The organism is Trinickia mobilis (assembly GCF_017315705.1).
Classification (GTDB): domain Bacteria; phylum Pseudomonadota; class Gammaproteobacteria; order Burkholderiales; family Burkholderiaceae; genus Trinickia_A; species Trinickia_A mobilis.
The window spans coordinates 1-13,856 of record NZ_JAFLRF010000019.1 but is presented as its reverse complement, the minus strand read 5'-3'; the positions used below and the strand labels follow the sequence as shown (position 1 = coordinate 13,856).

Annotated in this window: 12 protein-coding genes and 1 pseudogene; 7 read left to right on the top strand and 6 right to left on the bottom strand. The window is 67.2% G+C overall.

Annotated elements, in window-relative coordinates:
* The first annotated feature begins 97 nt into the window (after window positions 1-97).
* Window positions 98-2,011 carry a methyl-accepting chemotaxis protein gene (locus tag J3489_RS23070; RefSeq protein WP_207002005.1) on the top strand — a complete coding sequence of 638 codons (1,914 nt, stop codon included), beginning with the start codon at window positions 98-100 and terminating at the stop codon, window positions 2,009-2,011.
* Window positions 2,012-2,110: 99 nt separating this feature from the next.
* Here the strand turns inward: J3489_RS23070 and J3489_RS23065 are convergent, their stop codons facing one another.
* The 6 genes and pseudogenes from J3489_RS23065 to fliE form a co-directional block, all read right to left on the bottom strand.
* The gene (locus J3489_RS23065) at window positions 2,111-2,845 is read right to left on the bottom strand and encodes a PepSY-associated TM helix domain-containing protein (protein ID WP_207002003.1); all 735 of its coding nucleotides are present in this window, start codon (window positions 2,843-2,845) and stop codon (window positions 2,111-2,113) included.
* Between the two features lie 155 nt (window positions 2,846-3,000).
* On the bottom strand, window positions 3,001-3,342 hold the full coding sequence (locus J3489_RS23060; protein WP_207002001.1) for an EscU/YscU/HrcU family type III secretion system export apparatus switch protein: 342 nt from the start codon (window positions 3,340-3,342) through the stop codon (window positions 3,001-3,003).
* A complete protein-coding gene (gene fliK / locus J3489_RS23055; protein WP_207001999.1) occupies window positions 3,339-4,904 on the bottom strand; it encodes a flagellar hook-length control protein FliK in 1,566 nt (521 codons plus the stop codon). Before fliK ends, J3489_RS23060 begins: the two co-directional genes overlap by 4 nt.
* Before the next feature lie 106 nt (window positions 4,905-5,010).
* Window positions 5,011-5,340 (bottom strand): flagellar protein FliT, encoded by a 330-nt coding sequence (locus J3489_RS23050; protein WP_207001997.1) that lies wholly within the window; start codon window positions 5,338-5,340, stop codon window positions 5,011-5,013.
* 35 nt (window positions 5,341-5,375) lie between these two features.
* A pseudogene (locus J3489_RS23045) lies at window positions 5,376-5,510 on the bottom strand (flagellar export chaperone FliS); the annotation flags it as partial.
* Between the two features lie 107 nt (window positions 5,511-5,617).
* Window positions 5,618-5,947 (bottom strand): flagellar hook-basal body complex protein FliE, encoded by a 330-nt coding sequence (gene fliE / locus J3489_RS23040; protein ID WP_207001993.1) that lies wholly within the window; start codon window positions 5,945-5,947, stop codon window positions 5,618-5,620.
* Window positions 5,948-6,237: 290 nt separating this feature from the next.
* On the opposite strand from fliE, the gene fliF reads away from it, so the two are divergent.
* The 6 genes from fliF (at window position 6,238) to J3489_RS23010 (ending at window position 13,480) form a co-directional block, all read left to right on the top strand.
* Window positions 6,238-8,028 (top strand): flagellar basal-body MS-ring/collar protein FliF, encoded by a 1,791-nt coding sequence (fliF, locus tag J3489_RS23035; RefSeq protein WP_207001991.1) that lies wholly within the window; start codon window positions 6,238-6,240, stop codon window positions 8,026-8,028.
* A gap of 37 nt (window positions 8,029-8,065) precedes the next feature.
* Window positions 8,066-9,061 (top strand): flagellar motor switch protein FliG, encoded by a 996-nt coding sequence (gene fliG / locus J3489_RS23030; RefSeq protein WP_207001989.1) that lies wholly within the window; start codon window positions 8,066-8,068, stop codon window positions 9,059-9,061.
* Between the two features lie 100 nt (window positions 9,062-9,161).
* A complete protein-coding gene (gene fliH, locus J3489_RS23025) occupies window positions 9,162-9,824 on the top strand; it encodes a flagellar assembly protein FliH (protein ID WP_207001987.1) in 663 nt (220 codons plus the stop codon).
* The gene (gene fliI / locus J3489_RS23020; protein WP_207001985.1) at window positions 9,818-11,419 is read left to right on the top strand and encodes a flagellar protein export ATPase FliI; all 1,602 of its coding nucleotides are present in this window, start codon (window positions 9,818-9,820) and stop codon (window positions 11,417-11,419) included. Before fliH ends, fliI begins: the two co-directional genes overlap by 7 nt.
* A gap of 15 nt (window positions 11,420-11,434) precedes the next feature.
* Window positions 11,435-11,887, top strand: coding sequence for a flagellar export protein FliJ (gene fliJ / locus J3489_RS23015; protein WP_207001983.1), 453 nt, complete (start codon window positions 11,435-11,437; stop codon window positions 11,885-11,887).
* A gap of 75 nt (window positions 11,888-11,962) precedes the next feature.
* Window positions 11,963-13,480, top strand: coding sequence for a flagellar hook-length control protein FliK (locus tag J3489_RS23010; RefSeq protein ID WP_207001981.1), 1,518 nt, complete (start codon window positions 11,963-11,965; stop codon window positions 13,478-13,480).
* Window positions 13,481-13,856: the final 376 nt, after the last annotated feature.

The following is a 13,856-nucleotide window of genomic DNA, read 5'->3' as shown; positions in this document are numbered from 1 at the left end:
TTGCCGCCCTGCTTTAGAAGAGACGGCCCAGTCCAGTCATATCAAGCTTCGCAGGCCCAAGCCGTAACACATAGTCACCTTTCTACTATGTGAAGACATGGACACCCGGACCTCGACCCAAACCCGCTACACCCTGTCCATCTGCGTGTTCTTCGCGCTTCTCCTGATCGGCACGTTCGTCGTCATCCGCTTTTTCGTCACGCCGGAGCTCGCGCAGCTCGAAGGCAAGGTGATCGCCCGCGAGGTCGATCAGATCGCCGTCCGCGTAAGCGAGCAATTGCGTCAGGTAGAGGCGCAGCAGCGCAGCATCACGCAGACGGTCGCGCTCCTCGATAGCGACCCGATCGACAAGCTGTTGCCGGGACTCGTCGACCAGTACGGCGACCCGAACGTGTTCGGCGGCGGCATCTGGCCGCTACCCGGCAAGCGCGACCCGGCGCGCGACAAGGACAGCACGTTCTATGCGCGCGACGCCGCGACGAACCAGCTCGCCATCAACACGCACTGGAACTCGCCCGAGTCGCTCAAGTACTGGGAGCAGCCCTGGTACGAGAACGGCCGCACGGCGCCGAAGGGTCATTGCAAGTGGGCGAAGGCGTATCAGGACGACGCGAGCCCGCAGCCGCGCACGAACTGCGCGATGGCGATCTACAAGGGCGACGAGCTGTACGGCGTCGCGACGATCGACGTGACGCTCGGCTTCTTCAATCACCTCGTCGCGGACATGGAAGAGAAAATCCACGGCCAGATCCTGATCATCGAGGGCGACGGCAAGATCGTCAGCAACAGCACGAAGATCCCGAACAACATCGTGTTGAAGAACGTCTCGGAGCTCGCATCGAGCTCGGCGATGGCCGCGGAAATCCAGCGCCTGTTGCCCGACGTGCAAGGCGGCGGCGAAACGTCCGGCGAGTACGACGGCCCCGACGGCGCGCAAACGCTCTTCCTGAAACCGATCCCCGGCAGCCCCTGGTTGATCGCGACGAGCGTGCGATCGTCGATGCTGATGGCCAACAGCAATCGCATCCTGCGCGAGCTCGCGCTGGTCCAGATCCCGATGGCGCTCGTCTTGCTCGCGATCATGATCGCCGGCATCCGCATGTTCATGAAGCGCCTTGCGACGCTCAAGGAAAACATCGACGTGCTCTCGAGCGGCGACGCGGACCTCACGCGCCGCGTGCCCGAAACCGGCGGCAAGGAATTCGCCGAGGTCGCCGCGAGCCTCAACCGTTTCGTCGCCCGCCTGCAGGACGTGGTGCGCCAGGTGGTGAGCGGCTCGACGTCGCTCGCGGCGGCCTCGCGCGAGATCACGAGCGGCAACCAGGACCTGTCCGCGCGCACCGAGGCGCAAGCGGCGTCGCTGCAGCAGACGGCGGCGTCGATGGAAGAGATCACCGGCACCGTCAAGCAAAACGCCGACAACGCGAACCACGCCAACCAGCTCGCCAACGACGCTTCGCAAGTCGCCTCGCGCGGCGGCCGGGTGATCGGCGAGTTCGTGCAGACGATGAACTCGATCAGCGACTCGTCGAAGAAAGTGGTCGACATCATCGGCGTGATCGACAGCATCGCATTCCAGACCAACATCCTCGCGCTGAACGCGTCGGTCGAAGCGGCGCGCGCGGGCGAACAGGGCCGCGGTTTCGCGGTGGTGGCCAGCGAGGTGCGCAACCTCGCGCAACGGGCGGCGGCTGCGGCGAAAGACATCAAGGGGCTGATCGCCGATTCCGCGGCCAAGGTCGATTCGGGCAGCACGCTCGTCGGCGAGGCCGGCGCGACGATGAACGAGATCATGGCCACGACCAACAGCGTCGCGACCATCATGAGCGAGATCATGGCCGCGAGCCAGGAGCAGACCCGCGGCATCGAGCAGGTCAACCAGGCGATCACGCAGCTCGATTCGACGACGCAGCAAAACGCGGCGCTCGTCGAGCAGGTGACGGCGTCGGCGCGGTCGATGCAGGACCAGACGATGACGCTCTCCGACGTCGTCGGCGCGTTCAAAGTGTGAGCGCTGGCGGCCGGGCGAGCCGCCATCGATGAAGTGCGAGACCGCATGCGCGTTCTGATGCAAAGCGCGCGTGCGGCGCGCGCATCGCGCCGTTACACGTCAGACCAGCCCGGCCAGCAACGCCGCGCCCACCGACCCCGCCACCAGCACGACCCCGAACGTTCTCCGCTTGTTCAGCTCGGTCCACAGCAGCACGCCCGTCAGCGACAGCAGGATGATCGCGCCCGCAAGCGTATCGATCAGCAGCACCCAGCCGATGCCCAAACCGACGCCCTTGTGCAGGTTGTTGAGCGTCGCAAAGAACGCGTTCTGCGAGCGCTTGACCGACACGAAGCCGTTGCCCACCCAATACTCGGCCTGGACGCCGTTGCGCGGCCCGGCAATGTTGAAGGTCCAGAACTCGGGCTGAACCGTGCGGCGATCGCCCCACGCGACCGGATGCGCCGGCTCCTGCTTCACCTTGCCGACCCGGCCGTCGAATTGCAGCTCGCTTTTGAGCCAGTCGGCCATGGCGTCGGGCGACGCCGGCACGGGCTGCGGCAGCGCGATCTGCAACTGCTCGACCTGCGGCTTGCCCGGCGAAATCTGCAGCGGCCCGGCGCGGTGATTCAGCAGAAAACCCGTGGTGCCGAACAAGAGCCCCAGCACCGCGCCCCATAGTCCGACCCAGCCATGCACCTTGCGCAGCCATTTGAGGAACGTCGCGCGGCGCGAACGGCGGCGGCGTTCGGCTTGCTGGGCGTCATCGAAATGGGGGACGGCGGGGGGACGGTTTGCGTCGCGCACGTCGGCATGTGCAGCCGGTTTCAGACCGATCGTTTCAGGTGCGTTCAAGGGCAGGCTCCATGCGCTCGTCTGCGTTGGCCCCGTGCACCGCCGCTATCGCGCGAAAGCCGTCACCAAGCAGAAATTACAAACAGAAAGGCTGGCCATTGTACAGCCTCGCACGGATAACGCGAACGATTCTTATTTGCAGGCCTGCAGCGACATCAAGCGTTCTCGCCGCTGTCCTCACCGAACACCCCTTCCGCCGCCTCGACGACCGGCCCCGGCGCGCTGTCGTCCGCGCCGCTTTCGAGCCGGTAGAGCCAGGCGAGCAATTCGGCGACCGCCTTGTAAAGCTCGGGCGGAATCCGCGAATCGAGATCGACCTGCATCAAGAGCGACACCATCTCGGGTGCCGTATGCACGTAGAGCCCGGCTTCCTGCGCGCGCTGCACGATCATCTCCGCGACGACGCCGTAGCCCTTCGCGACCACGCGCGGCGCCGCGTCGCCGTTCGTGGTGTCGTAGACGAGCGCCGCCGCGCGCTTGCGCCTCGCGGGGCTCATGAGCCGCCCCATTCGAACGGATCGTGGAAAAGGCGCTCGAGCGGACTCGTGCTCGCCGGCTTCGCGGACGCGTCCCGCGCCTTGAACGGTGCGAACGCGTGGGCCGAGGCCGCGGATTTGTCGATGACTTCGGCATCGACCACGTCGTTGGCGCCGACGCTCGCCGCCGAGCGCGCATACGCAAACGCCGCCGACGCCGCGCTCGCGCCTCCCGCCGGGCTCGTGCCGCCGATCTCGCGGATCGAAAGCCCGGAGAGTTCGATGCCGGCCGCCTGCAGCCGGCGCCGGAACGCCTCGCCCTGCGCGGCGAGGCGCGCTGCGCCGCCCGGGCTCGCCTGCACGCGCGCGACGAGCTGCGTGCCGGTCAGCGTCAGCTCCGCATCGACGGTGCCGAGCGTCGGCAGCGACAGCGTGAGGCGCGTGCGCCACGGCTGCTCGTAGTCGGACGCGTCGGCGCCGCGGCGGCTCGCGTGCTGCCCGCCGTCGGGCTCGATCGTCCAGTCGAGCTTCGCGCCGGGCCAGACTTCCCCGGTCCAGCGAAACTGGTCGGTCGCGAGCAAATCGAGTTGCTGGCGCACGAGCGGGATCGTCGCCGGGTGGATCGAGGCGGCAATCGAAGAAGGCGCGGTCTGGGCCGCGCTGTTCGCCGGCGAAGCGTTGTTGCTCGTCGGCTGCGAGGAAGCAGCGTGAGCGGACGGTGCGTCGCTCGCCGGGTACGCGCCGAAGGTGCTTGGCGCGAACGTCATCGGCGCGCGCGACACCGCCGCATAGCCGGGCATCGCCGCGCTATTGGCGGCACTCGCGGACGCATTCGGCGCGTTCGATGCATTCGGCGCGCCGCGCGCCGATGCGCCGCCCGCCTGCGCTTGTCCATCGCCGCCGCCGAAGATCGACGAAAACTGGCCGTCGAGCCAGGAACTCAAGGTAGCGTCGCCGGCTTCCGCGGCGCCCGGGCTGCCGCCCCAGGCCAGCGGCAACTGCACTTCTCCGGCGGCGAGGCGCGTTTGCGGCTCGCCGGCGAGCGAATCGACGGTGCGCGAGCCCAAGAGCCATTGCGCGAGATGCGATTCGTAGAAGAGGCCGCTTTCGGACACGGCCTGCGCGAGCGCGGCGGCGAGCAGCGCGACGGGCACCGTCGATGCGGAGAGTGCAGCGCCCTGGGTCTGCTGCGCGGCAGACGCGGAAGCGGAAGCGCTGCCGCCCGCAGCCGCGGCGGAATCGAGCGATGGAAACAGCTCGGCGCTCGCGCCCGCCACCACGTTGATCGCGGGCGGCGCAGGCCAGATCGGCGCCTCGCCGACCACGGCGGGCGTCGCCTCGCCGCCGAAGCGCGAGATTGCGTCGAGCGTGAGCGCGACTTCGGACAAGACGGCCTGCGCGGAAGCCTGCGCCGCGGGAATCGCGCCGGTCACGCCGGCCGCAGCGTTGGACGTATCGACGCTCAGCGCGGAAGCGCCCGTCTGCGCGGTCGAAGGATTGGAAAACGAGCCGACGCCGTTGGTCAGCAAGCTATCGACGCGACTCGCAAGCACAGACGCGATGGCAGTGTCGATTCCGGTCATGCCGAGTCCTTTCGCGCCAAAAAGTCGTGCTGCTTACGAGGTTGAATTGAGTGTGGCTTGAGGCAGGGTATTGCGTGATTGTGCTTGCGCCAAAAAACCATAGCGCTCAGCGCGCGCCGTACAGCTCTTTCAGCACGCGCGCCGGCCGCTCGGTGGCGAAGAGCGCCGACAGGCGCGCGACGCTCGGACTCGCCAGGTCGCGAATCGCCGCGTCGTCGGCGAGAATCCGCCGGATCAGGTCGAACTTGCGCGCGCGCTCGCCGTCGTCGAGCATCACGTTCGACTCGGCGTCCTTCAGCCCGTCGACGAGCGCCAGGTACTCGTCCTGCAGCCTGATCAGATCGCTCCACAGCGCGCGGCGCGCGGCCGACAGCATCCTGTGCGACACCGCCGCGATCGCTTCGTATCGCGCAAAATATTCTGCGTTCTGGTTCATCTAATGCGTTCCGGCGATGGCTGTGCCGCCATCTTCGCGATTGCTGGGGCAATTCCGATCCAGGCTTCTTCGAGCGTCGCGATCAGACGGTGCGGATTCGCGCCCATGACCCCGGTCTCGACGCCGACGCGCGCATCCGCACTCGCTCCAGAGTGTCCTGGGGAATACATCGGCGCTCCTCCTGTGCTCTTCGGTTGGTGGCCGGCAGCGCAAATGCCTGCCTTATACCGGTGTTATCGGATCGCGCCGCGAAAGCTTTAGGTGATTTTTGGGGCGCTCACACCGACATTTGCATGATGTCGTTGTAGGCCGAGACGAGCTTGTTGCGCACCTGCAGCCCGAACTGAAAGCCGATGTTGGCCTTTGCCCCGTCGATCATCACGTCGTTCAGCGAAACGTTCGGCGCGCCGAGCTCGAAGGCCTTGGATTCGCCGGCCGCCTTTTGCTGGTTATCGCTGATTTTGTCGAGCGACGCCTTGAGCGCCGCCGAAAACGTACCCGCCGTCGCAGCGCCGTTGCTTTGGCTTTGCACTTCGGCGCTGTCCGCGGCTTGGGCCGCCAGCGCCTGCAATTGCTGCAGGGCCGAATTCATCGCAGTGACAGTCATGGTTTCTCCACAGCCGGGAAAGTGGAAATGGACCGGCTCGAGCGCTCGCGCCAAGCGTAAACCGCTTGTAAGCAGCACGCGCGGGACGTGCCGATCCGATTAAAAGAACATAGCAGCGAGCATAGCAGCGGCCATTTCGCGAAAGCCGTGAAAGTAGGGGGAAAACCCTGTTCTATTCAACCAATGGAGTTGCGCTCCCCTGCGGATAATCCCCTTCGTGAAAGTGTCCGTAAGTGGGCGTCAAAGCGCGTCCCGACAGGACCTACCCGCATTCCGGAGAACCCAGACGCATGGATTCGCAGGCCAACTCTTTGATCAACCCCGACACCCGCATCGGCCTCGCGGGCGCGCAACCTGCCGCGGCAGGTGCGGGCGGGCTGCCTGCCGGCGGCGGTGCCGAACTCGGCGGCGGCAACGGGTTTGCACAGCGCCTGCCGACGCTCTCGCAAATGCGCGGCAACCCGCGCGCGCCGCTGATCATCGCCGTCGCGTTGCTCGTGGCCGTCGTGGCCGCGCTCGTCATGTGGTCGCGCACGCCGGACTACAAGGTGCTGTACAGCAACCTCTCGGACCGCGACGGCGGCGCGATCATCACCGCGCTGCAGCAGGCCAACATCCCGTACAAGTTCGCGGACGCCGGCGGCGCGATCCTCGTGCCTTCCGACCAAGTGCACGAGATGCGCCTGCGCCTCGCTGCGCTTGGGCTGCCCAAGGGCGGCTCGGTCGGCTTCGAGCTGATGGACAACCAGAAGTTCGGCATCAGCCAGTTCGCCGAGCAGGTCAATTACCAGCGCGCGCTCGAAGGCGAGCTCGAAAAGACCATCGAATCGATCTCGACCGTGCGCGAAGCGCGCGTCCATCTGGCGATTCCGAAGCCGTCCGTGTTCGTGCGCGACCGCGAGGCGCCGTCGGCGTCGGTGCTCGTCAATCTGTATCCGGGCCGCGCGCTCGACGAAGGCCAGGTGATCGCGATCACGCACATGGTGGCGTCCGCGGTGCCCGACATGCCGGTCAAGAACGTGACGATCGTCGACCAGGACGGCAACCTCCTGACGCAATCTTCGTCCGCCACCGGGCTCGATCCGTCGCAACTGAAATACGTGCGGCAAATCGAGCACGACACGCAGCAGCGCATCGACGCGATCCTCGCCCCGCTCTTCGGCGCCGGCAACGCGCATTCGACGGTCAGCGCCGACATCGACTTCTCGAAGGTCGAGCAGACCGCCGAATCGTACGGCCCGAACAGCAGCCCGGCGCAAACCGCGATCCGCAGCCAGCAGACGAGCTCGTCGACGGAAGCGTCGACCGGCGCCGCGCAAGGCGTGCCGGGCGCGCTGTCGAACACGCCGCCGCAGCCGGCTTCCGCGCCGATCAATGCGCCCGCGAGCGGCGCGAGCGCGGTGTCGGCGACGCCGCTCTCCGAGCACAAGGATTCGACGACCAACTACGAACTCGACAAGACGATCCGCCACACCGAGCGCGAGATCGGCAGCATCAAGCGTCTGTCGGTGGCGGTGGTCATCAACAACGTGCCGGTCACGGACGCGAAGGGCCACATGACGATGCAGCCGGTGCCCGCGGATCTGCTCACGAAAGTCGATCAGCTCGTCAAGGACGCGATGGGCTACGACGCGCAGCGCGGCGACTCGGTCAACGTCGTCAACAGCGCGTTCACGAAGATCGACGACCCGTTCTCGAACATCCCGTGGTGGCGCACGCCCGACATGCTCGCGCTCTACAAGCAGATCGCGACGTGGCTCGGCATCGGCGCGGTGGCCCTGATCCTCTACTTCGTGATGGTGAAGCCGGCGCTGCGCCGCGCATTCCCGCCGCCCCTGCCGCCCGGCGAGGCGACGGCCGCCGTGGCGATCGGCTCGGCGGGCGAGCCGGTGCTGCTCGACGGCATCCCGGCCGAGGGCGCGGACAAGGCCGCACTGGACGACGACGGCGTGAACGTGAACCTGCTGTCGTTCGAAAGCGAGAAGCACAAATTCGAACGGAACCTGGACTACGCGCGCACGATCGCGCGCCAGGACCCGAAGATCGTCGCGACGGTCGTCAAGAACTGGGTGGCTGAATGAACGGCCCCCACGCTCACTATCGTTCGCTAGGGGCATCATGAACACTGAAGGTCTCACCAAGAGCGCGCTCTTGCTGATGTCGATCGGCGAGGAAGAGGCCGCGGAGGTATTCAAGTTCCTCGGGCCGCGCGAAGTGCAGAAGATCGGCTCCGCGATGGCCGCGTTGAAGAACGTGACGCGCGAGCAGGTCGAGGGCGTGCTGCAGGATTTCGTCAAGGAAGCGGAAAGGCACACGGCGCTGTCGCTCGATTCGAGCGACTACATCCGCTCGGTGCTCACGAAGGCGCTCGGCGAGGACAAGGCGGGCGTGCTGATCGACCGCATCCTCCAAGGCAGCGACACGAGCGGCATCGAAGGGCTCAAGTGGATGGATTCGGCGGCCGTGGCCGAGCTCATCAAGAACGAACACCCGCAGATCATCGCGACGATCCTCGTGCACCTGGACCGCGACCAGGCCTCCGAGATCGCCGAATGCTTCGCCGAGCGTCTGCGCAACGACGTGCTCTTGCGGATCGCAACGCTCGACGGCATCCAGCCCGCGGCGCTGCGCGAACTCGACGACGTGCTCACGGGCCTCTTGTCGGGCAGCGACAACTTGAAGCGCAGCCCGATGGGCGGCATCCGCACGGCGGCCGAAATCCTCAACTACATGTCGAGCACGTTCGAAGAATCGGTGCTCGAGAGCGTCCGCCAGTACGACGCGGATCTCGCGCAGAAGATCATCGACCAGATGTTCGTGTTCGAGAACCTGCTCGACCTGGAAGACCGCGCGATCCAGCTGCTGCTGAAGGAAGTGGAGTCGGAAGGGCTGATCATCTCGCTGAAAGGCGCGCCGCCCGCGCTGCGCCAGAAGTTCCTGTCGAACATGTCGCAGCGCGCGGCCGAACTGCTCGCGGAAGACCTCGATTCGCGCGGACCGGTGCGCGTGTCGGAAGTCGAGACGCAGCAGCGCCGCATCCTGCAGGTCGTGCGCAACCTCGCCGAGAGCGGTCAGATAGTCCTCGGCGGCAAGGCGGAAGACGCGTATGTCTAATGTTGACCGCCCCCCGCGTTCGCTTCCCCCCCAAGGGGGGAGTCAGCACGCTTGGGGCGGCCCGGCGGGCGCTGACGTGGACGGCCCGGCGCATGCCGGCATGGATCGATCGAAAGAGACACTCTCGGCGTATCAACGCTGGGAGATGGCTTCGTTCGACCCGGCGCCGCCCGCGCCCGCGCAGCCGTTCGACGATGGCGCGTTCGAAGCCGAGCTGCAGCGTCTGCGCGATGCCGCGCATGCGCAGGGCGTCGCTTCGGGCCACGTCGCGGGCCAGGCGCTCGGTTATCAGGCAGGCTTCGAGCAAGGCTATGCGCAGGGCTTCGAGAAGGGCCGCGTCGAAGCGCTTGCCGAGGCCGCCAAGCTCGCCGACCTCGCGCAAGCGTTCAAGTCGGCGCTGACGGGCGTCGAGGCGCATCTCGCGGAAAACCTCGTCGAACTCGCGCTCGATATCGCTCAACAAGCCGTGCGCCATCACGTGACGCACGATCCGTCCGCGCTGCTCGACGCCGCGCGCGAAGTGCTCGCCGCCGAACCGGCCTTGACGGGCACGCCGACGCTGATCGTGCATCCCGCCGACCTGCCGATCATCGAGGCTTACCTGCAAGAAGAATTGAAGCGCGGCGGCTGGCACGTCCGCACCGAAGCGACGGTCGAGCGCGGCGGCTGCCGCGCGCAGGCCGCGAGCGGCGAAGTGGACGCCACGCTCAAGACACGCTGGGAGCGCGTCGCGGCCGCCCTCGGCAAGGTGAGCACATGGTGAAGCCGACCGTCGACGAGATCCTGACGAGCGGCCTCACGCCGCTGGAACAGGAATTGGCGCTGGCGTCGTTCGGCACCTCGCTGCCGGGCGGCGAGCCCGCGGTGCCGGCCGGTCTGGCGGCGCCCTCGCTCGACGCATTCGCGACGAATCACCTTCATATCGGATTCGACGACTCGGCGAGCGCCGCCACGGCTGGCGTCGCCGCATCGCCCGCTCCATCCGCCGACAACCCCCATCTGCACGCCTGGCGCGCGCGGCTCGACGCCGCGCGCCGCCGCAACACGCTCGCACGGCCGATGCGCGCGTGCGGCCGCCTCACGCGCGCCGCAGGCCTCGTGCTCGAAGCGGTCGGCTTGCGCCTCTCGGTCGGCGCCGAGGTGATGATCGAGCTGCCCGCGGGCAGCACGCGCGACATGGCCGAAGCCGAAGTGGTCGGCTTCTCGGGCGAGCGCCTGTTCCTGATGCCGACGACCGAAGTCGCCGGCCTCCTGCCCGGCGCGCGCGTCTATCCGCTCGAAAACGCGCCGATCGCCGATCCGCTCGCGGGCGCGAAGCGCCTGCCCGTGGGCTGGGCGATGCTGGGACGCGTCGTCGATGCGTCGGGCCGTCCGCTCGACGGACTCGGCCCGCTCGGCAACGCGGCCGACGCGCCGCTCTCCGCCCCGTCGATCAACCCGCTCAACCGCGAACCGATCCATCAGGTGCTCGACGTCGGCGTGCGCGCGATCAACGCGCTGCTCACGGTCGGACGCGGCCAGCGCATGGGCCTCTTCGCGGGCTCGGGCGTCGGCAAATCGGTGCTGCTCGGCACGATGGCGCGCTACACGAGCGCCGAAGTGATCGTGATCGGCCTGATCGGCGAACGGGGCCGCGAAGTGAAGGAGTTCATCGAGCAGATCCTCGGCGAGGACGGCCTCGCGCGCTCGGTCGTCGTCGCCGCGCCCGCCGACGTCTCGCCGCTCTTGCGCATGCAAGGCGCCGCGTACGCGACCTCGCTCGCCGAATTCTTCCGCGACCAGGGCAAGCACGTGCTGCTGCTCATGGATTCGCTCACGCGCTACGCGATGGCGCAGCGCGAGATCGCGCTGGCCATCGGCGAGCCGCCCGCGACGAAGGGCTACCCGCCGTCGGTGTTCGCGAAGCTGCCCGCGCTCGTCGAGCGCACCGGCAACGGGCCGCAAGGCGGCGGCTCGATCACCGCGTTCTACACGGTGCTCACCGAAGGCGACGACCAGCAGGACCCGATCGCCGATTCGGCGCGCGCGATTCTCGACGGCCATATCGTGCTGTCGCGCGCGCTCGCGGAGGCCGGGCACTATCCGGCGATCGACATCGAAGCGTCGATCAGCCGCGCGATGACCTCGCTCATCGACGAGCGCCACCTCGACCGGGTGCGGCTCTTCAAACAGATGCTGTCGCGCTACCAGCGCAACCGCGACCTCATCAACGTCGGCGCCTATTCAAGCGGGCGCGACGCGTTGCTCGACCGTGCGATCGCGCTGTATCCGCGCATCGAAGCGTTCCTGCAACAGCATTTCCGCGAATGCGCCGAGTTCGAGCCGAGCGTGACGGCGCTCGACGCGCTATTGCAATAGGGAGGCTGACTGCCTATGTCCAAGCACTTTCCGATTCAAACGCTGATCGATCTCGCGCAGGACGATCTCGACGCCGCGACCAAGCATTTGGGCCGCGTGCAGCGAGAGCGCGCCGATGTCGAAGCGCAGCTCGACTCGCTGGTGCAATACCGCGACGAGTATCACGCGCGCTTCACGAAGACCGCGCAGTCGGGCATGCCCGCCGGCAACTGGCGCAACTTCCAGGCGTTCATCGACACGCTCGATTCGGCGATCGAACAGCAGCGCCGCCTGCTGGCGACGGCAACCGCGCGCGTCGAGGCGGCGAAGCCTGAATGGCAGCAGCAAAAGCGCAAGCTCGGCTCGTACGAAATCCTGCAGGCGCGCGGCGAGGCCGCGCAGGCGCTGAAGACCGCGCGCCGCGAACAGCGCGAATCTGACGAACACTCGGCGAAGGTGCTGCGCATGCGCGCGGACAGCGTCGAGTGACGCCTTGCAAGCGCACGTAAAAGAAACGCATGTATTTCGACGCCCAACCCTCTGACCGACCTTAAGAGGCCTCGCATGACGTCTCCGCTCTCCTTCCTCGGCCCGCTGTTCGGCGCGGCAAGCACGTCGACCGACGCATCGAGCGCAGCGCCGCTGCCCTCCTCGCAGCCTTCGACGCCGTTCTCGCAGACGCTCGCCCAGGCGCAGCAGCAACAGGCGGGCTCGTCCGGAGGCGCGTCGAACGCATCGTCGAACCCGGCACAAAGCGCGAACGCGTCGTCGAACGCGGCACAAAGCGCGAACGCGTCGGTGAACGGCTCGACGGCCAACGCCGCGAACGGCTCGAACAACGCGAATGCGAACGCGGCCAACGCCGCGAACAACAACGCGTCGCAGGCGCAAGCGTCACCGCAAGCCTCGGCAAGCGGCAGCGGTATGAACGGCACCAGCAGCACCGCATCGAACGGCAAGAGCGGCAAGACGAACCACTCGACGCCGGACGCCAATGCAACGAATGCGGCGAGCAACGCAGCGGCACAGGCGGCGGCGGTTGCCGCGGCCGTTCAAGCCCAACTGCAGGCGCAAGCGAACGCATCCAACCCGAACGCCGCCGCAACGGCAACGGACGCCTCGATCGACGGCACGGCCGCAACGGGCGTGAGCGGCACGACGACGGCGGGCACCACGGATTCGACCAAGGCCAAGACGCTGCAACAAGCGCTGGAGGCCGCGCTTGCCGAAGCGACGGGCCAGAGCGCGGCAAACGCGCCCGCAGCGGGCACGCCGGGCAAGGCAGCCGACGCGACCGCGTCCAAGGCGGCGACCGGCTCGAACGCCGCGATCACGCCGAAGAATCTCCCGAATGCGGCGGCGTTGGGCCAGGGCAAGTTCGGCGCCTCCGGCACGGCGGCGCACGCGGCGGCGCAAAACGCGAGCGCAACCGCAACGACGGTGGTCAACTCGCTGGCGGCGAACAGCCTGTCGGGCAGCAATACGCAAGACGCGACCGCGACGCTGCAAGCGACGGCGAACCAGACGAGCGCGACGCTGGCAACCCAACAGTCCGCCGCAGCGGCCCAAGCGGCGGCGCTGGCGCCGAACGCGACGGCACTGAGCGCAAGCGCGGCCGCGGGCGCGTCGGCGGCTGCGGCGTCGCTGTCGCCGCAAGTCGGCACGCCGGACTGGGAAGACGCCTTGAGCCAGAAGGTGGTGTTCCTGTCGAACGCCCACCAGCAGACGGCCGAATTGACGCTCAACCCGCCTGACCTGGGTCCGCTGCAAGTGGTGCTGCAAGTCGCCGACAACCACGCGCACGCGCTGTTCGTCTCGCAGCACCAGCAGGTCCTCGACGCCGTCCAAGCGGCGCTGCCGAAACTGCGCGAAGCGATGGAATCGAACGGGATCGGCTTGGGCAGCGCGAGCGTGAGCAACGGCTTTGCAGGACAAGCGCAACAGCAGGCGCAGCAGCAGGGCGGGGGAGGTTCGCGCGGCGGAAACAGCGGCAACGCGACCGGCGCCGAGGCGCTCGCGACCGCCACGTCGGCCACAACCAGCGTCCAACGCACGGTCGGGATCGTCGATACGTTTGTTTGAGGGCGGGGCACTGCTTCGGCCTAAACCCGGGGGTAGGTCACGAATGTTTGAAGGCGGAACGCGAGCCCCAAACCGGCGCATTCAACTGTCGGAGGGCCGAAATCTGAGCCTCAGACCGACGACTTCGACTCTTTGAGGGCGGAACGTCAGCCCCAGACCGAGGACTTCGGATGTCCGAAGGCGGAACGTGGGCCTCAGACCGTGGAGTTGTCCACGCTTTGAGAGTGGAATGCGAGCCTCAGACCTCGGAGTTCGACTGTTTGAAGGCGAAGCACAACCCTCACACCTTGGAATTCGAATGAGTTGTGTGCGTCAAGTTGTGCAAAAACGGCTGACCATAGTTTCAGTTGATTCTTTTGCGCGGGGCTCGGCGCGA